This window comes from Streptomyces sp. NPDC087901 (assembly GCF_044742205.1).
In the GTDB taxonomy this organism is placed as follows: Bacteria; Actinomycetota; Actinomycetes; order Streptomycetales; family Streptomycetaceae; genus Streptomyces.
The window spans coordinates 215,701-239,241 of the sequence record NZ_JBIUUC010000009.1 but is presented as its reverse complement, the minus strand read 5'-3'; the positions used below and the strand labels follow the sequence as shown (position 1 = coordinate 239,241).

Below are 23,541 nucleotides of genomic sequence, written 5' to 3'. Positions count from 1 at the left end.
CCGGAGCGGGCAAGCGAGGAGACAGGGACGTCATGGATTCCCACGTGGAAGCAGCGCGGGTGGGCGCTCTGCCGGCCGGCCTGCTGAAGGGCCAGACAGCACTGGTGACGGGCGCCAATTCAGGCATCGGCAAGGCCACCGCCATCGGACTCGGCCGGGCCGGCGCCGACGTGGTGGTCAACTACGTGAGCGACCGTGATGCTGCCGAGGCAGTGGTCCGGGAAATCTCCTCGTTCGGCGTGCGCGCGGTGGCCCACGAGGCCGATGTGTCGCAGGAGACTCAGGTGACCGCGATGGTGGACCGCACGGTCCAGGATTTCGGGACCCTCGACATCCTCGTCGCCAATGCCGGTATGCAGCGTGATGCCAAGGTCACCGAAATGACGTTCGCCCAGTGGCAGAAGGTGCTCGACGTCAACCTCACGGGCCAGTTCCTGTGCGCACGTGAGGCCACGAAGGAGTTCCGCCGGCGCGGCGTGGTCCCCGAGGTCTCCCGGGCGGCCGGGAAGATCATCTGCATGAGTTCGGTGCACCAGGTCATCCCCTGGGCGGGGCACGTGAACTACGCCTCTTCCAAGGGAGGCGTGCAGATGATGATGCAGACCCTGGCCCAGGAGCTCGCACCGGAGAAGATCCGGGTGAACGCGGTCGCTCCGGGGGCGATCAGGACCCCCATCAACCGCAGTGCCTGGGAGACGCCACAAGCCCGGGAGGATCTCCTGCGGCTGATCCCCTATGACCGGATCGGGGACCCCGAGGACATCGCCCACGCCGTCGTCCTGCTCGCGTCCGACCTCATGGACTACGTCGTGGGGACGACGCTCTACGTCGACGGCGGAATGACCCTCTTCCCCGGTTTCGCGACCGGCGGCTGATCTTCGCAGGTCCCGAACAGCGAAGGCGGACATGCACCCCTCGGCCCATCTCCTGGCGAGCGCACCTGATCAACTCCTGCCGGCCCGGGAACTCATGGCCTTCACCCTGGCCTCCCACATCATCCTGGTCCCACTGGGTGTGGCCCTGCCACTGATCACCTTGGTCATGCACTACCGCGGGCTTCGCCACAACGATGCGACCGCCCTGCTGCTGGCGCGCCGCTGGTCGGCGGTGATGGCGGTGCAGTTCGCCGTCGGTGTCGTGACCGGCACCGTGCTCTCGTTCGAATTCGGCCTGCTCTGGCCCGGGATGATGGGCAGGTGGGGCGATGTCTTCGGAATCGGGTTCGGGGTGGAGGCATGGGCGTTCTTCCTCGAAGCCGTCCTCATCGCGATCTACCTCTACGGATGGCGGCGGCTGAAGCCCCGGACACACTTCCTGCTCGGGCTGCCGCTCCCGGCCGCGGCGCTGCTCGGGGCGTTCGGCATCCTGGCGGCCAACTCCTGGATGAACACACCGAGGGGCTTCTCCCTCGACGCCCGGGGCAACCCCGTGGACGTGAACATCTGGAAGGCGATCTTCACGCCGATGTTCGGGCCGCAGTACTGGCACTTCGTCGTGGCGATGCTGCTGACCGCGGGCTACATGGTGGCCGGCGTCTACGCGGTCGGCCGACTGAGGGGACGCCGCGACCGGTACCACCGGCTCGGCTTCACCGTCCCCTTCACCATCGCCGCGGTGGCGACCCCGGTGCAGTTCGTCCTGGGCGACTCGATCGCCCGGTCGGTCTTCCACAAGCAGCCGGTCAAGTTCGCGGCCATGGAGGTCGTATGGAAGACCGACACCCGCGTACCGGAGTACCTCTTCGGCCGTCTGCACTCCGACGGCTCCGTCTCCGGCGGCATCAAGATCCCGCTGCTCGACTCCTTCCTCGCCGGCTTCAGCCCGGACACCGCGGTCGTCGGCCTGACCTCCGTGCCGCCGGACCAGCGGCCGACAGCCGTTCAGGCGACCATCGCGCACTGGGCCTTCGACATCATGGTTCTCATCGGTTCCGCCCTGGTACTCCTCGCGCTCTGGTACGGCCTGGTCCGGCTGCGGCACCGCAGGCTCCCCGCGTCCAAGTGGTTCTACCTCGGCGCGGCCTGCGCGGGGCCGGCCTCTGTGGTGGCTGTCGAATGCGGCTGGATCGCGACCGAGGTGGGGCGCCAGCCCTGGATCGTCTACCAGAACATGCGCGTGGCCGAGGCGGTCACCGCCACCCGCTCGTCCACCCTGTGGATCATGTTCGGCCTGGTGATCGTCGTCTATGTGTTCGTCTTCGGCTCACTCCTCGCCGTCCTGCTCAAGCTGCGTACGCGATGGAGGCTCGCCGACGCCCGGTCCGCGGGGCGTCCGGCGGACGAGCCGGAGGCAGACGGTCCTTACGGTCCCCGGGCGGCTGTTCCCTCCGGAGACGGCGTCACCCCCTCCCGGGGTGACCGGCCGTGACAGCCGATCTGATCGCCGTGGTCCTGCTGCTGGCCATCGCCGCGTACACCTGCGCGGGCGGTACCGACTACGGGGCCGGATTCTGGGACCTGGTTGCGGGAGGCGCGACACGCGGCAGGCGGCCCCGATGGCTCATCGATCACGCGATGGCGCCCGTGTGGGAGGTCAACAACGTCTGGCTGATCTTTGTCTTCGTCATCATGTGGACCGGCTTCCCGACCCTCTTCCAGACTGTGTTCTCCGCTATGTGGCTGCCTCTCGCGCTGGCTGCCGTGGGCCTGGTCCTGCGCGGCGCCGGCTTCGCCTTCCGCAAGGTCGTCCACCGGCTGGCGAACCGGCGCCTGTACGGCGCGGTGTTCGCCCTGGCCTCGCTCCTGACGCCGTTCTTCCTGGGCGCCGCCGCAGGAGGTGTTGCCTCCGGCCGTGTGAAGCCGGGTACGGAGGCGTCGGCGGACGCCTGGGCCAACCCCACCTCGATCATGTTCGGCCTGCTCGCCGTTGCCGCAGCGGCCCTCCTGGGCGCCGTGTTCCTGACAGGCGATGCCCGCCGCTTCGACGCTCCCGACCTGATCACCTACTTCCGGCGGCGCGGGCTGCTGAGCCTTGCCGTGCTCGTGGTCCTGATGGTGATCACTCTGTTCGTCACGAGCGAGGACGCACCGCACGTATGGCACGGACTCACCCACGGCGCGGGACTGGCGGTCGGTATCGCCGCCGGAGCGGCTTCCCTCCTCCTGGCGGTACTGCTCGTGCGGAAGGAGGGACGCCACGCACGTGTCCCGGCCGTCGCAGCCGTCGCCTGCGCGGTAATCGCCTGGGGACTGGCCCAGCGTCCGTACCTCCTCCCGACATCGATGACGGTCGCCGAGGGCGCCGGCGCGTCTTCCACGCTGACCTGGCTGGCATTCGTCACCCTTGTCGCGCTGGTGATCGTGGTGCCGGCTGTCGTCTTCCTGTACTGGCTCGACAGCAGGGGCGACCTCGAAGAACTCACCGAGGCCGACCTGCGGCAGGGCGGCGACCCCCGGAACGGCGACCGACCGGGAACCACCTGACGATCGGTACGGCCGGGTTCCCCCTACGCCAGCACTCCACCGAAGGGAGTTGCCGTGACGGACGAAGAGATCCTGCTCGGGCTCGCACTCACCGTCGTCCTCGCCACCGGCTCACAGATCCTGGCGAGCAGGCTGCGCGTGCCCGCCCTGATCATCCTGCTGCCGGCGGGATTCACCGCCGGTGCCCTGACGGATGTCATCCACCCCGACCGGTTGATGGGGCAGAATTTCTCCGCCCTGGTGTCGATGTCCGTCGCGGTGATCCTCTACGACGCGGGACTCGGACTCAACCTGCGGAAACTCACCGGCCGCACACGGTGGACCGTGGGGAGACTGCTCCTGTTCGGCGTGCTCATCACGTTTCTGATCACTGCCGCCGTGGCACCCGCGATGTTCGACATGCCACTCAGGGTGGCGTCCATGCTCGGGGTGATCCTCGTCGTCTCCGGGCCCACCGTGGTGGGCCCGATTCTCGACTTCGTACGCCCCACCGACAAGGTGCGCCGGATCCTCATCTGGGAAGGGACCCTCACCGACCCGGTCGGCGCCATCCTGGGAGCGCTGGTCTTCCACGCGATCGCCACCACGCACAGGGTGGACATCGGCAGGGGCTACCAGCTCGGCCAGTTCGCCCTCAGCATGGCGGTGGGGCTGATCGGCGGCGCGGTCGGCACGGCACTGCTGTGGCTGGCGCTGCGCACGCTGCGCCTCGGCGAGACGCTCGGCACCCTGGCCCAGCTGGCCACCGTGATCGCCGTGTCCGCGGTCTGCGACATCGTCCGGGAGGACACCGGCCTCATCGCCGCCATCGTCACCGGGCTCGCCGTCACCAACATCAGCACGTTCGACATGCCCGCGCGTCGCCCGTTCTTCGAGACGATGGCGCAGCTGATCATCGGGCTGTTGTTCGTCTGCATCTCCTCCACGATCACTCCAGCCTCCCTCGTGCCCGTCCTCCTTCCCTCTCTGGTCCTCCTCGCCGTCCTCGTGCTCGTGGTCCGTCCGCTCGTCGCGTACCTGTCGACGATGGGTGCCGGACTGAGCGGGGGCGAGCGGGCGTTCGTCGGATGGATGGCACCACGCGGCATCGTCGCGGCGGCCACGGCCACTGCGTTCTCGGCGAACCTCGTCGAGAGAGGAGTCGACGGGGCCGCCAGAATCCTTCCCGTCACGTTCCTCGTGATCGTCGGCACGGTCCTGCTCTACTCCCTGAGCGCGGCCCCGGTCGCCAGGATGCTGGGCATCGTCAGACCGGCCGGGACGCGGATCCTGCTGGTGGGGGGCGAGCCGTGGGTGGTGGATCTGGGAAGGAACCTGCGATCGGCCGGCCTCGACCTCCTGATGTGGGCAGGCCTCGCTCAGGAACGCCAACGGATCACGGACGCCGGCATCGCACTCGCCACGGGCGACCTGCTGGCCACGGCCACCAACCCGGGCGCCCGCCTGGAAGGGGTGACGGCGGTGTTCCTGGCCACGGACGACGACGACTTCAACGCCCTCGCCTCGGTCATGATGCAGGACAGCGTCGATGGCCCCGTCTACCGTGTCGGCCCTCCCGAGGACAGTCACGGAGTCGTGGCGCCCTACACGGGCGGGGACATTCTCTTCGGCCGGTCGCTCGTACGCCACACGCTTGCCGCGCGGTACGGGGCGGGCGCGCGGTTCCTGGTCCAGCCGGCTTCCACGCCGTTGCCGCCCGGGAGCGAGATCCTCTTCGTGGTCCATGCGGACATGCGGCTGGAACCCGTCACCGAAAGGCGCCGGGTGACGCCGGGGGAGGGCGACAGCGTGGTGCTGCTGACGACGTCCTGAGCCTGACGCGGTTCTCCGGGCCGGCTCATTCCCGGCCTCAACGGAATGTGAACTGTCGCGCCGCCGGGCGACCGGGGCACGAGAGAGGGATGCCCTGTGCGGATCAAGATGTCATGGGCCGCCGTGTTCAGGCTGCGGCAGTATGTGAAGGCAAGTCTGTGGATCATGCCGTTGGCCGGTCTCGTCCTGGGAGGCGTGCTGGCCGAATGGGCTGTCACTGCCGACAGTTCCGACTGGCCACCGAGTGGCTGGCGCTATTCGGCGACCACGGCGAGCGGAGTTCTGAGCGCCATCGTCGGGGCGATGATCGCGCTTCTGGGATTCGTCGTGACCATCGGTGTTCTCGTCATCCAGCAGGCCACGGGAACACTTTCGCCCCGCTATATGCGGCTCTGGTACCGGGACCGGCTCCAGAAGACCGTACTGGCCACTTTCACCGGCACGTTCGCGTTCGCCTTCTCCTTGCTGCGCAGCATCGAGACGAACTCGGTCCCGGACCTCGGGGTCACCCTCGCCGGTGGCGCCGTGGCCGTCAGCCTGCTGCTGTTGCTCGTCTACCTCAACCGCTTCACACACAACCTGAGGCCCGTCGCCATCGCCGACCTCGTAGGCCGCATGGGGGAGGACGTGTTCGAGCACGCGGCCGGAAAGGTCAGGTCGTTGGCGCCGCGCCCCGGCGAGCCGGCCGAGCCGCACGGAGGGACCACGCTCGTCCGGGCGACGAGGGGCGGGGCGGTCCAGGCCCTTCACACCGCCGGTCTCTCGGCCGTCGCCGCGCGCCACGACTGCGTGTTCACCGTGCCCCATGTGATCGGTGACTACGTTCCCCGAGGCGCCGTCCTTGTCGAGATCCGGGGCGGCACGTCCGTCCCCGACCACCGGCAACTGACCGGTCTGATCGCGCTCGGTCCCGAGCGGACGATCGAACAGGATCCGGCGTTCGCCCTCCGGGTGCTCGTCGACATTGCCATCCGCGCCCTCTCGCCCGCTGTCAACGACCCCACCACCGGCGTACAGATCCTCAACCACATCGACTCGTTCCTCACCGTGATCGGCCGGTCGCCGCTGCCCGGCCGGTATGTGCTGGCGGACAAGGACGGCAGGCCGAGGCTCGTGCTGAGGGGCAGGGAATGGGAGGCCTACCTCCAGCTCGCCGTCTCGGAGATCCGTGACTACGGGGCGACGTCCCTGCAGATCTGCCGGCGACTGCGCGCCTTGCTCGACGGGCTGCTCGACAGCCTTCCGCCCGACCACCATCCGGTAGTACGGGCGGAGATGGACCTCCTGGACGCGGCGGTGGAACGGGCCTTCCCTGATCCGGCCCGCCGTTCCGTCGCACGGACAGCCGACAGTCAGGGGGTGGGCGGCCGCTCCCGGACCGGCCGGTAGCGGGCGGCGCGGGGTTCGGCCACCTGGACCGGGGGCGGGCAGCCGCTCCCGGACCGGCCGGGAGCGGGTGGCGCCGGCCACCGGGAACACGGTTTCATGCCGGGCTGGGGCGCGCCGAGTGCGGCTCCACCCACCCGTGCCGGACGGCATGACCGCCGAGCTGCATCCGGGTCCGGACCCCGGCGAGGTCCATGAGGTGGCGCAGACGTCGGTGCAGCGTGCGCGGCGACAGACCGAGCTGGGCCGCGGCCGTCGGGTCGGTCAGCCCGGCCAGCAGCAGGGCCAGGATCTTGCGGTCCAGGTCGGTCGGGCCCTCGGCACCGACCGTGACCGTGGGCCCGGTGTCTTTGCCGATGCCCGCCAGTTCGAGCGGGCGGGCTGCGCGCCATACCGTCTCGAACAGTGCGTCCAGTGCGTCCAGCAGGCCGCTGCGGTGCAGCAGTACGGCGCCGGGATCGCCCGCCGGTGTGACCGCGAGTGGGACCAGGCCGAGATCGGCGTCGGCCAGCACGAGCTTCATCGGCAACTCGTCGGCGACCCTCAGCTGCACGCCGTTGCGCATCGATTCGACCGCATCGGCGACGATGCCCGGCTCGGCCAGCACGGCCCGGTCCAGTACGGCCCGGAAGTGCACGCCGCGGTTCAGGGCCATGGGCTCCGCGGAGTTCTCGCCGGGCGGCACAGCGACGAAGGGCGCCGTGATGAACGAGCGGACCTGTGTCCGGGCGGCCTGCTGCACCTGCAGGAAGCGATGGCGGATCGCGTCGACGCCCGTGACGACCTCGATCAGATCACTGATGCTGTTCCCGGTCATCGCCGCCCGGTGCTCCTCAGCGAATGTGACCAACGCCTGTTCGGCCATGCGCAGCCCGTCCCGGCGCTGGCTGATGAGAGAGCCGAGCGCCATGGCGGGTGGTGCGGCGGTGAACCGCTCGTCCGCCGACCTGATCACCAGCCCCCACTCGACGAGACGGCACAGGGCCGTGCCGATGTGGGCCCGCGGAACGCCCAGGAGATCCGACAACAGTGTCGCGGTGCAGTCCGGCCGTCCGAGCAGCGCCCGGTAGACGCGCTCGTCATCGGGCCCCAGGCCCAGGGCATCCAGCATCGGCGGCCGACTCCCTTCCGCTTGTCGCAGCGGTGAGAGTATGCGCCATGGCGGCAGACCCTGAATAGTCGCTGGTGGGAGCAGGTATGACGGGAAGGGCCCCGAGGAGTCTCCTCCCCGGGGCCCGACACTGTGGCTCATCGCAGACCGTACGCCCGGATGATCTCGTTCTTGACGCTGTAGCCGCTGTCCGTCGCGGCGCTCGCACGGACCGACACGAAGCCGCCGGGCTTCTTCGCCGTCCGGAACGACCCGGTCCAGGAACCGCCGCCACGCTTGGCCAGGGTCACCTTCTGCCAGGTGGCGCCGTCGTCGTACGAGACGTCCAGCTTCACCGTGGTGACGGTGCCCGGCACGGTGCCGGAGTCCATCGGTACCGGCTTGAGCGTGATCCGCTGGGTGGCACCGGCCCTGACGTCGCCGTGCAGGTCCGACTCCAGCGCGTAGTTCAGGTTCAGCACCGAAAACCGCTCGAAGAACTCGGACTCGACGGTGTCGGACTTGAAGGTCCACTCGGTATGGGTGCGCGTCGACAGCCGGAAGGCGTCACCGGGCCGCTCCACATCGAGGACGGTGCGGTAGGGCAGGTTGCCCGCAGGCACCTCCACCCACTGCATGTCGCCGCTGTTCGGATTGTCGTGGATCAGCTCGTCGCCCTGGAACACCTGGAGGTGGGACGGCGTCTCACCCCACGGCAGGTAGCCGCCCAGCCGCATGTTGTCGCTCGCGGATGCCCAGGCCTGCACGTTCCAGGTCATGTAGTTCTGCCAACGGGAGTTGTACACACCGAACGACTCGCTCTGGCCGGGCCGGGTCGCGGGAGCGAACCAGTCCAGCCGGCTGGTGCTGCCCTTGGCGTACGTGTTGTCGCCCGACACCATCGACCACGGCAGAGCCGTGTCGACGCCCTGCGTGTGGAACTCCCTCCAGACCTGGCCCGGCGTCACCCACTCGGTGCGCGTGCCGGGGTGCCGCTCGAGCTCGGGGAGGTTGAACGACGGGCTGAGGGTGAAGTCGGACCGGTAGCCTTCCGCCCTTTGGCCGCCCGTGGCCGAGTAGTAGCGGGCATCGATCCGGGCGAGATCCTTCTTGGCCGGCTTGTAGACCAGAGCCCGGTCCGGCACATGGCCCGGGTAGTCCCGGGTCAGGTCGTAGACGAACGGGGTGAACTCCGTCTGCTTCACGGTCAGTTTCAGGATGCCGGCCTTGGCCATCGCGACAAGGGCCTTGCCCGCGTCGCGATGCACGGTGGCGACCGGGATGGCCGACTCGCCCACGTACTCCATCAGGGCGCCGACCCTGTCGTTGACCACGATCAGCGCCTTCGCGCCGGCCGCGGCCGCGGCGTCGGCACGTTCCTGCGGCGACACCTCGTCGCTGCGCACGATGACGGCGATCCTGCCCTTGGCGCCGGCCTTCTCGTAGGCGGCGGCAGAGCCGTTGCCGGCGTAGACCGCGTCCAGTCCGTCCGTCCTGGTGCCCAGGGCGCTGCCCGCCTGCACCATCGCCTCGAAGCGGAGCCGACCGCCCGCGGTGCTCAGCCCGAGCAACGGTTCGCCCTTGCGCCAGCGGGTGATCAGCGTGAACTCGCCGTGCTTCATCGGCTCGGTCGGAGCGACGTAGACGTCGTCGTAGGACGACGGCAGCACGTACGCGCCGCGGTAGTCCGTGTACGGGTCGAGACCCGCGTAATGGACGTTGAAGTCGACCTTGCGCTGGCGGTCCTCGGTGAGCTGCGGCGCCTCGGTCCTCAGCAGACGTGCCTTGCTCGCGTCGAGCACCACGTCGGCAGCGCCGTCCTTGAGGACGGTCTCCGGGTCGACCAGCACGGCCAGACCCGAGCGGTCCGCCTTCTCGCCGGCCACGTCGACGTACGCCGCGACGGTGTACGTGCCGGGTGCCATGCGCATCGTGGTCGAGCCCTCGACGTACACGTTCCACGGCCAGGAGTCGCCGGCCAGATTGACCGTGACCCAGCCCGCGGCCGGCTTGCCGTCCCGGCCGGCCAGCCTGATGTTCAGGTCATGGCGCTCCTCCTCCTTGAGCAGCGCCACCGATGTCCGCGTCACCTGCTTGCCGGTGGCCGCGTCGGTTCCCGTGACGTAGCCGACGTGGCGGCCTGCCGAGGCGGCCTGCGGGTCACCCGTCACCGGAATTGCGGCGGTGCCGCCCGCCGGGACGGTCACCGCGGTGGCTCCCAGGGTGAACGGGCCGCCCGCGTCGGTCAGCGCCAGGTTCAGCGTGACATCGGCAGAACCGGTGTTGGTGAAGGTCAGGTCCTTCGTGACGGCGACGTCGCCCGGCTCGTGCGGCCAGGTGTAGTTGCCGAAGAACAGCGATCCGGTGCCGCGGACCGTCGTGTGCACGGCGGCGGCCACGTCGACGCGGCCGGTGCCCACCTCGTACGGCGAGTACCCGTCGTCCAGACCCTTCGCCGTGCTCATCAGATGTTCCTTGAGCTGCGTCCCGTTCCAGTCAGGGTGCTGCTGGGACAGGATCGCCGCCGCTCCGACGACGTGCGGGGTGGCCATCGACGTACCACTGAGAGTGCGGTAAAGGCCCTCGCCCCCGTCCGTCATCTCCTGTGAGCGGGGCGCGGTGATGTCCACGCCGGGCGCCGCGATGTCCGGCTTCATACCGCCGGAGTAGGCCAGTGGGCCGGTGCTGGAGAAGGACGCGAGCCGGTCCTCCTTGTCCGTGGCGGCCACTGTCAGTGCGGAGGCGGCGGCGCCGGGGGCCGAGACGGTCTCCGGGCCCGCGTTGCCTGCGGCGATGACGAACAGCGTGCCGTACTGCGCGGACAGCGCATCGACCGTCTGCGACATCGGGTCGCTGCCGTCCGTCGGGTAGGAGTCGCCGAGGCTCATGTTGACGACGTCGGCACCGGACTCGGCGGCCCACTGCATGCCCGCCATGACCCAGGAATCCTGGCCGTAGCCCTCCGGGCCGCCGAGCACCTTGCCGACGAACAGGTCGGCGCCGGGTGCCACGCCCTTGTTGGCGCCTCCGGAGGCGGCCCCCGAGCCGACGATCGTGCCCGCCACGTGGGTGCCGTGACCATTGACGTCGGTGACGGACTCACCCGGTACGAAGCTGACCGTGCCGTCTATCAGGCCGGAGAAGTCGGGATGGTTGACGTCGATGCCGGTGTCGAGGACCGCGACCTTGGCCCCCTTGCCGGTGTACCCGGCCGCCCAGGCCTCGGGCGCGCCGATCAGGGGCACGCTGTCCTTGAGGCTGGCCTTCACCCTGCCGTCGAGCCACAGCTTCTCCACGCCGGCTCCCAGCGTCGCGCCGCCCTGCGGTGCGACGGCGGTCCAGAAGGTGTGGGCCTGCTGCTTCCCGGCGCTGAGTGCGGCACCGTGGATACCGTTGAGCCTGCGGGTCAGCTTGCTGCCGCGGGGGGCTGCCGGCTCGACGGCCGAGCGGGACTTCGACCGGGCGTACGTCGCGATCAGAGGCAATGTGGCCGACTTCGCGTCGTCGTAACCCATCTCGATCAGGTCGGTCACGTTGAACAGCCGGCGGTCGAGCTTGCCGGAGCCCAGCAGCGGTGCCGCTTCGTCCGGGACGACGAACACGTCGCCCTTGACCTCCTGGATCTTCACGCCGCCGACGGCGCTGTCCGGCCGGTCGACGTCGGCGGTCTGTTTGCCGTCGGCCATCGTGGTGACGGTGACGACGTCGCCGGTGACCAGGGTGACCTTGTGGGTCGCCGAGGGCTTGGCGGGAGCGGTGGGCCTGCTCGGAGCGGCCTGGGCGGGTGCTTGCAGAACTGCGAGACCCGACACCAGAAGCGGGACCGCGGTGGCGGTCGAGATGAGCTGCCGGCGTCTGCGCCGGAAGGCGGAAGACTGGAATGGGAAGAACATGGCATCGGTCTATCTGTGAGGAATGCGCGACGTGAAGGGCTGATGGCGGCAAGTCCTCGCCATGGCAGTGACTTGTCAGCGGCACTCGGACGGAATGCGGGCAACTCGCCCGTCACGGTGACGTGAGGACGTCACCTGCGGCGAAGCGGGCGGGCGTCACCTACGGCGACGGGAGGACGCGTCAGAGACGGAGGCGGGATGTCGCTGCCATGGTTCGACGCCGCCCGGCCGGCGCTCTCACCGAGGAGTCTCGGTCCTGGCACCGTCCGCGTCCCTCAGTTCGCGCTTGAGGATCTTTCCCGTGGCATTGGTCGGCAGCGCATCGAGAAACTCCACGATGCGGGGGTACTTGTAGCCGGCCATCTCCTCCCTGCACCAGGCGATCAGCTCCTCCTCGGTGAGGATCGCGCCCGGGGTTCGGACCACGCAGGCCTTGACCTCCTCGCCATGGCGGTCGTGCGGCACGCCGATGACGGCGGCCGTGCTCACGGACGGGTGGGTGAGCAGCACTTCCTCGATCTCCCGCGGATACACGTTGAAGCCGCCTCGAAGGATCATGTCCTTGGCGCGGTCCACGATGTAGAACCATCCGTCGGAGTCGCGGCGGGCGAGGTCACCGGTGCGGAACCAGCCGTTGCGCATCACCTCGGCCGTCGCCTCGGGCCGGTTGTAGTACCCCTTCATGACGTTGTGGCCGCGGACGGCGATCTCGCCGATCGCGGAGGCGTCCCGGACCGGTGCCCAGTCCTTGTCCACCAGGTCCACCTCCACACCCCAGACGGGGCGCCCGATGGAGCCGGGGCGCACCTGTTCACCGCGTGGGGCGAAAGTGGCCACCGGGCTGGTCTCCGAGAGGCCGTACCCCTCCATGACGGTGACGCCGAAGCGCTCGCCGAACCGGCGGTGGATCTCGACCGGCAGTGCGGAGCCTCCTGACCCGGCCATCCGCAGTGTTCGGGCGATCCGTGACAGGTCCACCTCGGGCCGCTCCGCTTCCAGGAGACTCCAGTACATGGTGGGCACGCCCGCGAAGAAGGTCACCGCATGACGAACCATCAGGGCCAAGGCTGAGGAGGCATCAAAGCGTGGCAGCAGGACGAGCGTCGCCTGCGAGGCGAGGCCGGAGTTCATCTGCACGACCTGGCCGAAGGAGTGGAAGAGCGGCAGAGCGACCAGGTGCACGTCGTGCTCGATCTCGCCGAACAGCTTGTGGCAGGTCGTGACGTTGAGCATCAGGTTGGAGTGGCTGAGCTCAGCGCCCTTGGGCCGTCCGGTGGTGCCGGAGGTGTACAGGATGACCGCCGTGTCACTGGGCTCCGTGGCCACCGTCTCGAAATCCGAGCTCCTGCCTGCGAGCGCCGAGGTCAGGGTTTCGGCGCCCGCGATCGGGGAGTGCCCGGTGGGGGAGGCGGTCATCAGGAAGAAGTCTTCGCAGCCGGGAGCCTCACCGAAGCCGGACCAGCCCTCCTGGCCCATCGGGAGATCCGCACCGCCCTCGAAGCAGAAGAACGCCCTGGCCTCGGAGTCGGCGAGGTGGTAGGCGATCTCGCGGCTCTTGAGCAGCACGTTGAGCGGGACGACCGCCGCACCGGCCTTGAGGATTCCGTAGTAGACGATCGGGAACCACGGCACGTTCGGGCAGGACAGGGCGACCTTGTCGCCCGGGCCGATACCGCGCGAGCGCAGCAGGCCGGCCACGCGGCGGGCAGCCGCGTCCAGCTCCGCGTAAGTCGTTCGTTGGACGCCCAGCACGACCGCCGTGCGGTCCGGTACGGAACGGGCGCTGTTCTCCAGCAGGGTGGCGAGATTGAGCATGGAGTCTCCGTGAGGATGTGCGCACGGGTGTGCGCGTGGCGGAGGAGGAGGGGCACCGAACGCGCCGGCCGGGGAGTCAGCCCCGCAGCGCGGCGGAGACGTGGCGGTGGAGGAGGGCGCCGAGCGCGCCGAGGGGGTCAGCCCCGCAGTGCGGCGGCGAAGAGCGCGGGCAGCTTCCCCAGGCTCGGCGCCGCCGTGAAGCGGGTGAGGCGCTCCACCGTGGCTGTCGCCGCGCGATGGGTAACGAAATACGGGGGCCGGGGGGACAGCGACGGGGAGCCCGTCACCAGCCCACGTGGAGCCGGTGCGAACGGGGCGCGCAGTACCGTCTTCTCGATGTCTTCGAGCATGAACGCGTTGTGCACGAAGCCGATTCCGCTGCCGATGTCCTGACGGGTATGGCCGGGGAAGGCGCCCCAGGGGGTGTAACCGAGCAGAAAGCCGACGCCCGACCAGCAGTTGACGCCCAGGGTGCCATAGCGCAGATCTGCGACGGCGGTGCGTACGGCCTCCCGGTCGGCCTTCTCGGTTCTCGGGTGCACGATCAAGGTCGCGCCGAGTGTGCCGGGCAGGGTGTCGTTGGCGAACTCGACGGCGTGGGACAGGAATGCGGCCGGGGTCGCGCCCGGCAGGCGTACGACGCCCAGGGCGCTGCCGAAGACCTCGTCGGTGACGAGGAGATCGTCCAGGTCGGTGATGTCCGGGACCAGCAGCCGGCAGCCGTCGCCGAGGACCTCCGCCGTCGGGTGGGCCGCGAGTACGGCGGCGAGCCGGCCGGCGGCGCCGGGGTAGTAGTCGGCACGGGCGGGCAGCTCGCGCAGCACTCTGCGGATCTCGTCGAGCAGCCGCTCGGTGCCGTCCCAGTCCCGTGGCAGGACCAGGACCTGGCTGGCGATGCAGTTGTGGCCGGAGTTGTTCATCTTGCTGGTGACGATGTGTTCCGCCTGGAAGCGGAAGTCGGCACGGCTCCACGGGCCCGGCGCCACGATGCAGGGACTGACCCCGCCCAGCTCACTGCTGAATGTCGCCGTGATCAGCGGGAGGTCGTCGCGGCGGCGTACCTCGGCATCCTCGCCGGTGCCCCAGACGATGGCGTCGTGCGTGCGGTCGCTGCCGGTGACATGAAGGGAGTCGACGCCTTCGTGGCGGGCGAGATACGCGCCCTCGGCCGCGCCGCCGTCGACGAAGGACAGCCAGCCCCGCTCTATGAACTCGGCGAACACGTAGGCGAAGTGAGGGCGGAGATAGGCGTTGACCGGGTTCATCTTGGCGATGACGACCTGGCCCTCGGCATACAGCTTGTGCAGGATGTCCAGAGCGGTGATGGCGGCGACGTTGCCGGCACCGAGCACCACCGCCAGAGCCGGTGCGCCCTGCCTGCCGCGGTACGCGCCCGCGGCGCAGGCGCGCGTCTGTTCCGGGGTGACGCCGGGGCGCATCCGGACCTGGGCCGTGAACCCGTTGAACAGCAGGGCGTCCCAGCCGGTGGCGGGGAAGACGTCCACGTGCGTGCGGCCGTTCTCCTCGCGCACCGCCCCGTCGGGAAGGGGGTCCCTGCCCGCGGCGATCCGCCGAAGTACGTGGAGGTACGCCGTGGCGTTCTGGGCCAGGGCCCAGGGACCGCCCGTCCAGTCCTCGGCCGCCCACGGGGAGTCCGGCCCGTACCCCTTTGCCCGGGAGCCCGCGCCGGCCATGTCGGCCGCATGCGCGACGATGCGCGGCAGCAGCCGCTCCAGCAGACCGATGCGTTCGCTGAGGGGGGTGGCGGCCCAGGACTCGGCGTTACCGCGTACGTGGGCCACGGCGCGGTCGAGGAAGGGGGCATCGAGGGCAGCGGTGTTCAAAGGTGGTCCTTGCGGAAGGCGGCGGGCGGGAAGGGCGGGGCCGGTCGCGAGCGCCGCGTGAGGGGCGGGCAGGTACGGGCCGGTCATGAGGACAGCCGGCGGGCGTCGCGAGCGGGGTCGATCAGCGTGAGGGCGGCCGCCCCGCTCAGCAGGAGCACGACGCCGGTGATCAGGACCGCGTACCGGTAGCCCTCCGCACCGTGGGTGTCCACGAGATGCCCGGTCAACGTCGGGGCCATCAGGCCGGCGGTGGTCACCACGGCGTTCATGATGCCCAGGGAACCGCCGCGACGATCGGCCGGAACGAGCTCCGTGACGGTGGTGACGGCGACGCTGCTCATCGCTCCGGCGAAGCCGAAACCCGCGACCAGGAGCATTGCGGTCATGGCACCGGCCGGGGCCGCCGGCAGGGCGAGGCAGGCCGCGGCGCCGATGAGCAGCAGAACGCCGCCGACCCCGCCACGGGCCCACCGGCTCGACGCCCCACGCTGCAGCAGCCGGCCCGTCAGCCCGGCCTGACCGAGCACCACGACACCTCCCAGACCCCAGACCAGCATGACCAGCCGGGTGGACCCGGCCGAGGTGTAGCCCAGGGCGTCCTGGAGATAGGAGGGGAGCCAGACCAGGGCCACGGCGATGACCCAGTAGGTTCCGAAATAGCCGGCAGTGGCGCCGATCCAGGTGCGGGTCGCGAGGATCCGCCGGTACGGCACCGTGCCCGCGGACGGCTGTGCTCCCGCCGGCGCACCGCTTCTGCCGTCGGAGCCGGCCGGTGGCGCCGCGTACGGCCCCTCCCCGCCCATGAGGAGCCACAGCAGCGCCCATACGACGCCGGCGAGCGCCACGGCGGCGACGGCGGAGCGCCAGCCGTGATGCCGGATCACCCAGGTCAGCACGGGAGCGGCCACCAGGACCCCCAGGGTGATGCCGAGGGCGATCAGGGCCCCGGGCAGATTGCGCCGGTGGTCGGGGAACCAGGACAGGGTTGCCTGTTGGGCGACGGGGAAGGCAGGTCCCTCCGCGGCGCCGAGGAGTACGCGCGAGGTGATGAGGACCGCCAGCCCTCCGCCCACGACCATCGGCGCCTGGGAGACGGACCAGAGCACGGCCATCGCCAGGATCAGCCACTTGGGCCGAATGCGGTCCGCCAGCAGCCCCACGGCTGCGCCGGACACCGAGAACAGCAGGAAGAACGCGCTGCTGGCGAGCCCGAAGGCCGAAGCGGACAGGCCGAGGTCGTGTCGGATCTCGTCCGCGGCCAGACCGAGCACGGACTTGTCCGCGAAATTGATCATCATGAAGACGACGAGCAGCGCCGTGACGGTCCACGCTCGGGGGCTCGTTCTGCCCGGCGCTTTCGGGAGGCCGGCGGGCACAGCGGGTGCGACATCGGTGTCGGTCACAGGGGCTCCGCGAAATTGGGTGGGGAGGGAGACAGAGAGGGGAAGCGGGGGAGCCCCTTCAGGAGAGCGGGGCGCCGGCGATCGCGATGCGCTCCATGACGCGGCGCTGCGGGAAGTAGTCGCTGATCGCGTAGTGCTGGGTGGCGATGTTGTCCCAGACCGCGACCGAGCCGGGCTGCCAGCGGAAGCGGACCTGGTACTCGGGGATACGCGCCTGGAGGACGAGTTCGTCGAGCAGGTCACGGCTTTCCGGGTCGGGCAGACCGACGATCCGGGTCGTGAAGGGCTCGTTGACGTAGAGGAGCCTGCGGCCGGTGTGCGGGTGGCGGACGACCACGGGGTGCTCCACCGCGGGCAGGTTCTCACGATGGGCGGCGAGCTGACCTGCCGTCATCAGGGAGCCCCAGCTCGGCACCCAGTCGTGCACGGCGGTGAGGCCTTCGACCCGGTCCTTCATGGACGCGGAGAGGTTGTCGTAGGCGGCCGACATGTCGGCCCACATGGTGTCGCCGCCGGAGCCGGGAACCTCGACGGCGCGCAGGACGGAGCCCAGTGCGGGCGCGGCCATGAACGAGTGGTCGCTGTGCCAGATGTTCTCGCTTCCGGTGGTCATGGCGTCCTTGGCCAGGCGGGAGACGCCGACCGAGTCGCCCTTGGGGAAGAACGGGTTGGGCTCCGGTGCGCCCCACAGGGCGGAGAACGTCAGTTGCGCCTGCGGGTCGAAGGCGTGCTGATCACGGAAGAAGAGCACCTTCCACTCCAGCAGAGCCAGCCGGATCTCCTTCGCGAGCTCCTCGCCGATCGCACGGGCAAGGTCGACACCGCCGATCTCGGCGCCGATGTGCGGTGTGAGCGGGCGGACATCCAGAAGCCGGTAGCCGGGCTGCTCCGCGCCCGGTGCCATGCGGTCGAGCGTGCGCTTCCCGTAGTGCATCAGCGGCTTGTCGAGGGCGGGGGCGGGGGTGGTGACGGCGCTGTCCATGAGTCCTCCACAACGAGGGTCCAGAAAATCGTTACTGGAAGTATCGTTATTGGGGCATGGGGAGGCAAGGCGCGTGGGGCATGAATATTCGGAGCCGGAGCCGGAGCCGGAGAAGCCGAGGCCGGACGCCGTCAGGCGCCCGCGCCGACCGCCTGGGAGACGAGGGTGACCAGCGATTCCACGAAGTGCGCGTCGGGCAGTTCCAGCTCGCCGATCAGCCGGAAGACCAGGGGTGCGGCCACCAGGGTGGCGGCGGCCCGGACGTCGGTGTCGGGGGCGACGTCCCCGCGGGCGATCCCCCTTTCGAGGATGCGCCTCGTCTCGCTCGTGATCCGCTCGGTGTACTCCGCGTACTGACTCCGCACCGCTCCCGCATCGGCCGAGGCCCCGATGAGGCCCGCGAGCAGCCGGTCCGAACCAGGTAGCCGGTACGCCTCCAGGCGTGCGGTCAGCACGAAGCGGAGCTCGGCGCGGAAGTCGCCCAGATCGGGCACCGAAAGGACGCCGATGCGTGTTTCCGCCGCGGCGATGATCAGATCCTGCTTAGTGGGCCACCGCCGGTAGATGGCCGGCTTGCTCACCCCGGCGCGGGCCGCGACGACGTCCATCGTGACCGCCCCGATCCCCTGCTCGGTGACCAGTCCGACGACCGCGTCGAGGACGGCCCCGGTGACCCGTTCCTCGCGCGGCCGCCCCGGTCCTCGTACGGCCCCGCCAGCCTGCGTTTCCCTCATGTGCAGAGCCTACGGTCCCGGCGGGCCCGGCCGGTGCGGTGCCCGCAACCCGCCGCCACCTCGCCTCATTGCCTCGGCAGGACGGGGTGTCGTCGTCGGCATACGATGGACAGTCGGCGCCGAAAGGGGTGCAAAATGGACGAATATCCCCTGATCGAGAACCACGGTCTGATCGGTGATCTGCAGACCGCGGCTCTCGTGACCACTGACGCGACGATCGACTGGTTCTGCTGTCCGCGCTTCGATTCCCCCAGTGTCTTCGGTGCTCTGCTCGACCGCGGCAAGGGCGGTCACTTCACTGTCCGGCCGGTCGCCGACGCCTACACGAGCAAGCAGCTCTACCATCCCGACACGGCCGTCCTGGTGACGCGCTTCATGACGGAGGCGGGCACCGGTGAGGTGGTCGACTTCATGCCGGTGACCGGGACGGCGGCGACGGCCAGGCACCGTCTGGTCCGCATGCTGCGCTGCGTCCGGGGCACCGTGACGTTCGAGGGGGAGATCGCTCCGCGCTTCGACTACGGCCGTAAACCGCACGAGCTGCACATCACGGAGCGCGGGGCCCTGTTCACCTCACAGGACATGAACCTCGCGGTCCATGCCGTCCGCGAGCCGCAGGACGAGCGGCTGCTGAACATCCTCTCGGGCGACAACGACCTGCGCTTCACCCTGACCCTGCAAGCGGGCCAGCAGCGCGGCCTGGTCCTGGAGTCGTCCCCCGACGGGCCGCCGCACGAGGTGTCCGTGGCGGAGTTCGAGCAACTCTTCGACGAGACCGTCCAGTTCTGGCGCTCCTGGCTCGGCCAGTCCACCTATGCGGGGCGGTGGCGGGAAGCGGTGGAACGTTCGGCCGTGACACTGAAGCTCATGACGTACGCGCCCACCGGCGCCCTGGTGGCCGCTCCCACGGCGGGACTGCCCGAGCAGCTGGGCGGAGAGCGCAACTGGGACTACCGGTTCACCTGGATCCGTGATGCGTCGTTCTCCGTGTACGCATTGCTGGGCCTGGGTTTCCGGGAGGAGGCAAGGGCGTTCATCAGCTGGCTGCACGACCGCGTGAAGGAAGAGGCCGGCCACGAAGGCGGCACCGGGCCACTGAACATCATGTACCGCGTCGACGGCTCCTCCGACCTCGTCGAGGAGACCTTGGGTCACTGGGAGGGCTATGGGGGCTCCGCCCCGGTCCGTATCGGCAACGGAGCGGCGAGCCAGCTGCAGCTGGACATCTACGGTGAGGCTCTCGACAGCATCTACTTCGCGCACCAGCACGGAATGCACCTGGACACGCGCGGCTGGACCGCACTGCACACCCTTCTCGACTGGCTGGTCGATCACTGGGACCAGCCCGGTGAAGGGCTGTGGGAGACCCGTGGCGGCAGGAAGGACTTCACCTACGGCCGCGTGATGTCCTGGGTCGCTTTCGACCGCGCCGTCCGCATCGCCTACGACGACGGCCGCCCCGCGGCCCGCGGCCGCTGGGTGGACGCGCGTGACACGATCTACCAGCAGGTGCTCAACCGGGGCTGGGACCCGAAGAAGCAGGCCTTCGTCCAGCACTACGGCAACGACGTGCTCGACTCGTCCCTGCTGCGCATGCCGACGGTCGGCTTCATCACTCCGGACGATCCGATGTGGAAGACCACGCTGGACGCGATGGAACACGAGCTGGTGAGCGACAGCCTTGTCTACCGCTACAACCCCGAGGCCTCACCCGACGGCCTGCGCGGCTCGGAGGGAACCTTCTCCCTGTGCACGTTCATGTACGTCGACGCCCTGGCCCGGGCCGGACGCACCGACCAGGCCCGGCTGGTCCTGGAGAAGATGCTCACCTACGCCAACCATCTGGGCCTGTACTCGGAGGAGATCGCCCTCACGGGGCGTCAACTGGGCAACTTCCCGCAGGCGTTCACGCACCTGGCCCTGATCGACGCCGCCATCACCCTGGATGCGAGGCTCAATGCGGCGCGCGGGGACGGAGGAGCGGGGTAGGACTCCCGCGGGGCGGGTGCCGCCTGGCGCGCGGTGCCTGCCGCTCCCGGACGCGGACGTCAGATCCTCGCCTACGGTACGAGCGGCCGGCCGCAGCGCAGGTTCCACCGCCCCGACCTGCCGCTGAGCTCCGTCACCGTCAGGGGGGCCACGTCCAGCCGCCAGAACGCCTGCGGCGGGAGGGCCAGTGCATGGACGACCGCGGCCCGGACCACGCCGGGCTCGGCCACTCCCAGGACCCGGCCGAGGCCGTCCTTGTGCGCGCCGGGCTCGGGCATCTCCCGCACCCGGCCGGCAGTACCTTCGTGCAGGGAGTCGAGCCATGTGCCCACTCGGGCGCAGAGCTCCAGCAGCGACTCGCCCCCGTGCGGAGCAGCCGACGGATCCGCCAGCCAGGCCGCCACCCCATCCGGCTCGCCCGCACTCACCTCCGACAGTCGTGCACCGGCCCAGCGGCCCATCTCCCAGTCCCGCAAGGCGTGTTCGGCGGCCGACCGCAGGCCGAGCGCCTCCGCGGTTCCGGTGCAGCGCCGGGACGGCCCCCGCAGCCACCGGTCCGCGGCCGGCACCGAGGCGGCGGCGGCTCGTGCCTGCGCGAGTCCGGCGTCGTCGAGGGGTGCGTCACCGGCGAACCGGGCCTCGCGCAGTGCGGCGTTCATCCCCGGTGAGATCAACATCACCCGTACCGTCATTCCCGCTCTCAACTCCCTGAACTGGGGCCACGTGGCCAAGCACACCATGGCATCCGGGGACTTCAGGCAGACCCACGGGCACCATGGCGGCGGTCACGCCCAGGCGGTATGGTCGCGACGACACGACGAGGGTGTGACGGAAGTCCGGTGAGAATCCGGCACGGTCGCGCCACTGTGAACCCGTACCTGTACGGGAAGTCAGACCCAGCACCTTCGTCTCAGGTACCACGATCGGGACGCGTGTTCCCTCAGGAGGTTCTGCCATGGCACAGACTGCTGCCCCCGCCACAGTCGCACCCGCCATCACCCCCATCTCGCTCAAGGCCATTGCTCCTTGGGCGGTCTTCCTCGGCATCGTCATGCTGATCCTGCTGTACTTCGTCGGGGCCGAGCAGGGCGCCACCGCGCTCATCTCGGGCGAAGGCGTGCACGAGTGGGTCCACGACGGCCGTCACCTCCTCGGTTTCCCCTGCCACTGATCCATCCGGCTGATCCAGGGGAATCCCTCATGAACTCCATATCTGTCAGAGCTCTGCTGGTCCGCGGCATGCTGGCCGGCCTCGTCGCGGGTGCGTTCGCGCTCGCGGTGGCGTACTTCCTCGGCGAGTCACGCGTTGACGCGGCCATCGCCCTCGAAGAGGCGCACAGCCACAGTCACGACCACGGCGGCGGCGAGGAACTCGTCAGCCGGGGCATGCAGGCCACCGGCGGCCTCGCCACCGGTGTGCTCGTGTTCGGTATCGCCGTCGGCGGCATCGCCGCGCTCGTCTTCTGTTACGCCCTCGGCCGGCTGGGACGGTTCGGCCCCCGGGCGACGGCTGCGCTGATCGCGGGAGCTGCCCTGCTGACCGTGTACATCGTGCCGTTCCTGAAGTACCCGGCGAACCCGCCGGCCGTCGGCAACCCCGACACCATCGGCCGGCGCACCGCGTTGTTCTTCCTGATGGTCGCGCTCAGCATCCTGTTGGCCGTGGCCGCCGTCATCCTCGGCAGGCGGCTCGCTCCGCGTCTGGGCAACTGGAACGCCACCATCGCGGCGGCAGCCGGCTATGTGCTGGTGATCGGGCTCGCCTACGCCTTCCTGCCCTCGTTCAACGAGGTCGGAAAGGACTTCCCGGCCTCCCTCCTCTGGGAGTTCAGGCTGGCCACACTCGCGGTACAGGTCACGCTCTGGACCACCTTCGGGCTGGTCTTCGGCTACCTCACCGAACGGCTGCTGGTGCCGGGGCCTCGCGCGGTCACGGCCGAGGACGGCAAGGCGAACCGCCCGGCCCCCGTCGCAGGCTGAGTCCGGGGGCGGCCACCGGGCCGCACTCCGGGGCCCGAGCGGCGTGACGTGTGCGGCAGGACGTGTACAGCGCGTCGACGGCACGCGCGGAGCCCGCCGGGAGATCCCGGCGGGCTCCGCCGCGTACCGAGGAGTCTCACTCCGGCCCGGCGGGTTCGTCCCAGTCGATGAGGTAGTGCTTCAGCGACGCGTCCTCCTTCACGAGGCGCATGCCCACTGCGGTCATGACGCGCTGGGAGGCGATGTTGTCGAGATCGGTGTCCCCGTGCACGCATGCGACGCCCCGGTCGCGGGTGAACCGCAGCAGTACGCGAAGCGCCTCGGAGGCGTACCCCATGCCGCGCGCCGATTCCACGAGTCCGTACCCGATGGTGACGTGCCTCTTCTCGTCGGGCGCCCCGTGAAAGCCGACTCCGCCGATGACCAGCCCGTCTTCGCGGCGCTGTATCCCGTAATTCGCGAACGGACTGGGGTCGCCGGTGGCCGCGCAGGTCTCGAGGAAGCGTGTGGCCGCCGCCATCTCCCCGGGCCAGGGGTAGCCGGGAGCCCAGCGCGCACCGTCCGCCGGCCGGCCCGCCGCCACCTGCTCGGCATCGGCAACGGTCATCGGGTGGAGGCGCAGGCGTGGGGTGACGAGGTCGGTCATGCCCTGTGGAGTATCACGCGGTGCCGCCGGGCCGCACCCGGATTTCCGGGTGCGGCCCGGTGCGTACGGCGGTCAGGCGCCACCGGCCGGAGTGAAGTCCCCGGACAGCGCGGCCGCCAGCCGCAGCTGCGTGTCCGCCTCGGCCTGTCGGCCCTGACGCTCCAGCGTGCGGCCGAGCATCAGCCGTGCGTACTGCTCGACGGGGTCGCGCTCCAGCACCTCGCGCAGCTCCGTCTCGGCCCGGACGAGCCGCGCAGAGTGGTAGTAGGCCCGGGCCAGCAGCAACCGGGGCGCGACCTGCTCCGGCACCTCCTCGACGAGTCCGCCCAGAATCCGGGCCGCGATCGTGTACTCCTTCGACCCGAAGAAGAACTGCGCACGGTCCCAGCGCTCGGCGGCGGTACCGAACTCGTAGTAGGTGTCGCTCATGTGACCTCCTCGGTCCTGGGTGCCGCCGGGCCGTTCCCGTACGCATCCACACGCCACAACACCCATAGGTGGTTTAACATTCCACTAAATATTCGGCGTGGGCGCTGCCCGCGCGG

General features: G+C 69.9%; 18 protein-coding genes and 1 riboswitch. Of the genes, 8 read left to right on the top strand and 10 right to left on the bottom strand.

Annotation, left to right across the window (positions count from 1 at the left end; all coding sequences use genetic code 11):
- Positions 1-32 precede the first annotated feature (32 nt).
- The 5 genes from ACIOEW_RS26660 (at position 33) to ACIOEW_RS26640 (ending at position 6,623) form a co-directional block, all read left to right on the top strand.
- Positions 33-875: an SDR family oxidoreductase gene (locus ACIOEW_RS26660; RefSeq protein WP_401966480.1), complete on the top strand. Its 843-nt coding sequence runs from the start codon at positions 33-35 to the stop codon at positions 873-875.
- A gap of 31 nt (positions 876-906) precedes the next feature.
- Positions 907-2,367, top strand: coding sequence for a cytochrome ubiquinol oxidase subunit I (locus ACIOEW_RS26655; protein WP_401966478.1), 1,461 nt, complete (start codon positions 907-909; stop codon positions 2,365-2,367).
- Entirely contained in the window at positions 2,364-3,422 is a 1,059-nt protein-coding gene (locus ACIOEW_RS26650) for a cytochrome d ubiquinol oxidase subunit II (protein ID WP_401966476.1), read from the top strand. The genes ACIOEW_RS26655 and ACIOEW_RS26650 overlap by 4 nt, the downstream gene beginning before the upstream one ends.
- A gap of 54 nt (positions 3,423-3,476) precedes the next feature.
- Positions 3,477-5,234 carry a cation:proton antiporter gene (locus tag ACIOEW_RS26645; protein ID WP_401966473.1) on the top strand — a complete coding sequence of 586 codons (1,758 nt, stop codon included), beginning with the start codon at positions 3,477-3,479 and terminating at the stop codon, positions 5,232-5,234.
- 96 nt (positions 5,235-5,330) lie between these two features.
- Complete coding sequence (locus ACIOEW_RS26640) at positions 5,331-6,623, top strand: DUF2254 domain-containing protein (RefSeq protein ID WP_401966471.1); 1,293 nt, start codon at positions 5,331-5,333, stop codon at positions 6,621-6,623.
- 94 nt (positions 6,624-6,717) lie between these two features.
- Here the strand turns inward: ACIOEW_RS26640 and ACIOEW_RS26635 are convergent, their stop codons facing one another.
- From ACIOEW_RS26635 to ACIOEW_RS26605, 7 genes are all read right to left on the bottom strand, one after another.
- The gene (locus ACIOEW_RS26635) at positions 6,718-7,731 is read right to left on the bottom strand and encodes a helix-turn-helix domain-containing protein (RefSeq protein ID WP_401966469.1); all 1,014 of its coding nucleotides are present in this window, start codon (positions 7,729-7,731) and stop codon (positions 6,718-6,720) included.
- 137 nt (positions 7,732-7,868) lie between these two features.
- A complete protein-coding gene (locus ACIOEW_RS26630) occupies positions 7,869-11,603 on the bottom strand; it encodes a S8 family serine peptidase (protein WP_401966467.1) in 3,735 nt (1,244 codons plus the stop codon).
- Between the two features lie 237 nt (positions 11,604-11,840).
- Positions 11,841-13,418 (bottom strand): long-chain fatty acid--CoA ligase, encoded by a 1,578-nt coding sequence (locus tag ACIOEW_RS26625; RefSeq protein ID WP_401966465.1) that lies wholly within the window; start codon positions 13,416-13,418, stop codon positions 11,841-11,843.
- Positions 13,419-13,555: 137 nt separating this feature from the next.
- Positions 13,556-15,262 carry an aldehyde dehydrogenase family protein gene (locus ACIOEW_RS26620; RefSeq protein WP_401966463.1) on the bottom strand — a complete coding sequence of 569 codons (1,707 nt, stop codon included), beginning with the start codon at positions 15,260-15,262 and terminating at the stop codon, positions 13,556-13,558.
- A gap of 83 nt (positions 15,263-15,345) precedes the next feature.
- On the bottom strand, positions 15,346-16,665 hold the full coding sequence (locus tag ACIOEW_RS26615) for an MFS transporter (protein WP_401966461.1): 1,320 nt from the start codon (positions 16,663-16,665) through the stop codon (positions 15,346-15,348).
- A gap of 58 nt (positions 16,666-16,723) precedes the next feature.
- On the bottom strand, positions 16,724-17,647 hold the full coding sequence (locus ACIOEW_RS26610; RefSeq protein ID WP_401966459.1) for a TauD/TfdA dioxygenase family protein: 924 nt from the start codon (positions 17,645-17,647) through the stop codon (positions 16,724-16,726).
- Between the two features lie 131 nt (positions 17,648-17,778).
- Entirely contained in the window at positions 17,779-18,381 is a 603-nt protein-coding gene (locus ACIOEW_RS26605; protein ID WP_401966457.1) for a TetR/AcrR family transcriptional regulator, read from the bottom strand.
- Between the two features lie 105 nt (positions 18,382-18,486).
- On the opposite strand from ACIOEW_RS26605, the gene ACIOEW_RS26600 reads away from it, so the two are divergent.
- Complete coding sequence (locus tag ACIOEW_RS26600) at positions 18,487-20,370, top strand: glycoside hydrolase family 15 protein (RefSeq protein ID WP_401966454.1); 1,884 nt, start codon at positions 18,487-18,489, stop codon at positions 20,368-20,370.
- Positions 20,371-20,441: 71 nt separating this feature from the next.
- On the opposite strand, the gene ACIOEW_RS26595 is transcribed toward ACIOEW_RS26600, so the two are convergent.
- The gene (locus tag ACIOEW_RS26595; protein WP_401966451.1) at positions 20,442-21,062 is read right to left on the bottom strand and encodes a histidine phosphatase family protein; all 621 of its coding nucleotides are present in this window, start codon (positions 21,060-21,062) and stop codon (positions 20,442-20,444) included.
- Between the two features lie 124 nt (positions 21,063-21,186).
- Positions 21,187-21,280: riboswitch (adenosylcobalamin (AdoCbl) riboswitch) on the top strand.
- Between the two features lie 45 nt (positions 21,281-21,325).
- On the opposite strand from ACIOEW_RS26595, the gene ACIOEW_RS26590 reads away from it, so the two are divergent.
- Together ACIOEW_RS26590 and ACIOEW_RS26585 are read left to right on the top strand one after the other, a co-directional pair.
- Positions 21,326-21,541, top strand: a complete 216-nt coding sequence (locus tag ACIOEW_RS26590; RefSeq protein ID WP_362552234.1) for a CbtB-domain containing protein — start codon at positions 21,326-21,328, stop codon at positions 21,539-21,541.
- Positions 21,542-21,570: 29 nt separating this feature from the next.
- Positions 21,571-22,350, top strand: a complete 780-nt coding sequence (locus tag ACIOEW_RS26585; protein WP_401966448.1) for a CbtA family protein — start codon at positions 21,571-21,573, stop codon at positions 22,348-22,350.
- A gap of 136 nt (positions 22,351-22,486) precedes the next feature.
- Here the strand turns inward: ACIOEW_RS26585 and ACIOEW_RS26580 are convergent, their stop codons facing one another.
- A complete protein-coding gene (locus ACIOEW_RS26580; protein ID WP_401966447.1) occupies positions 22,487-22,996 on the bottom strand; it encodes a GNAT family N-acetyltransferase in 510 nt (169 codons plus the stop codon).
- A gap of 72 nt (positions 22,997-23,068) precedes the next feature.
- Positions 23,069-23,425: a tetratricopeptide repeat protein gene (locus tag ACIOEW_RS26575; protein WP_362552226.1), complete on the bottom strand. Its 357-nt coding sequence runs from the start codon at positions 23,423-23,425 to the stop codon at positions 23,069-23,071.
- Positions 23,426-23,541 lie beyond the last annotated feature (116 nt).

Coding starts and splice junctions, on each gene's coding strand:
- ACIOEW_RS26660 (WP_401966480.1), top strand. CDS start 33: ATGGATTCCCACGTGGAAGCAGCGCGGGTGGGCGCTCTGCCGGCCGGC.
- ACIOEW_RS26655 (WP_401966478.1), top strand. CDS start 907: ATGCACCCCTCGGCCCATCTCCTGGCGAGCGCACCTGATCAACTCCTG.
- ACIOEW_RS26635 (WP_401966469.1), bottom strand. CDS start 7,731: ATGCTGGATGCCCTGGGCCTGGGGCCCGATGACGAGCGCGTCTACCGG.
- ACIOEW_RS26630 (WP_401966467.1), bottom strand. CDS start 11,603: ATGTTCTTCCCATTCCAGTCTTCCGCCTTCCGGCGCAGACGCCGGCAG.
- ACIOEW_RS26625 (WP_401966465.1), bottom strand. CDS start 13,418: ATGCTCAATCTCGCCACCCTGCTGGAGAACAGCGCCCGTTCCGTACCG.
- ACIOEW_RS26610 (WP_401966459.1), bottom strand. CDS start 17,647: ATGGACAGCGCCGTCACCACCCCCGCCCCCGCCCTCGACAAGCCGCTG.
- ACIOEW_RS26605 (WP_401966457.1), bottom strand. CDS start 18,381: ATGAGGGAAACGCAGGCTGGCGGGGCCGTACGAGGACCGGGGCGGCCG.
- ACIOEW_RS26600 (WP_401966454.1), top strand. CDS start 18,487: ATGGACAGTCGGCGCCGAAAGGGGTGCAAAATGGACGAATATCCCCTG.
- ACIOEW_RS26595 (WP_401966451.1), bottom strand. CDS start 21,062: ATGACGGTACGGGTGATGTTGATCTCACCGGGGATGAACGCCGCACTG.
- ACIOEW_RS26590 (WP_362552234.1), top strand. CDS start 21,326: ATGGCACAGACTGCTGCCCCCGCCACAGTCGCACCCGCCATCACCCCC.
- ACIOEW_RS26585 (WP_401966448.1), top strand. CDS start 21,571: ATGAACTCCATATCTGTCAGAGCTCTGCTGGTCCGCGGCATGCTGGCC.
- ACIOEW_RS26580 (WP_401966447.1), bottom strand. CDS start 22,996: ATGACCGACCTCGTCACCCCACGCCTGCGCCTCCACCCGATGACCGTT.
- ACIOEW_RS26575 (WP_362552226.1), bottom strand. CDS start 23,425: ATGAGCGACACCTACTACGAGTTCGGTACCGCCGCCGAGCGCTGGGAC.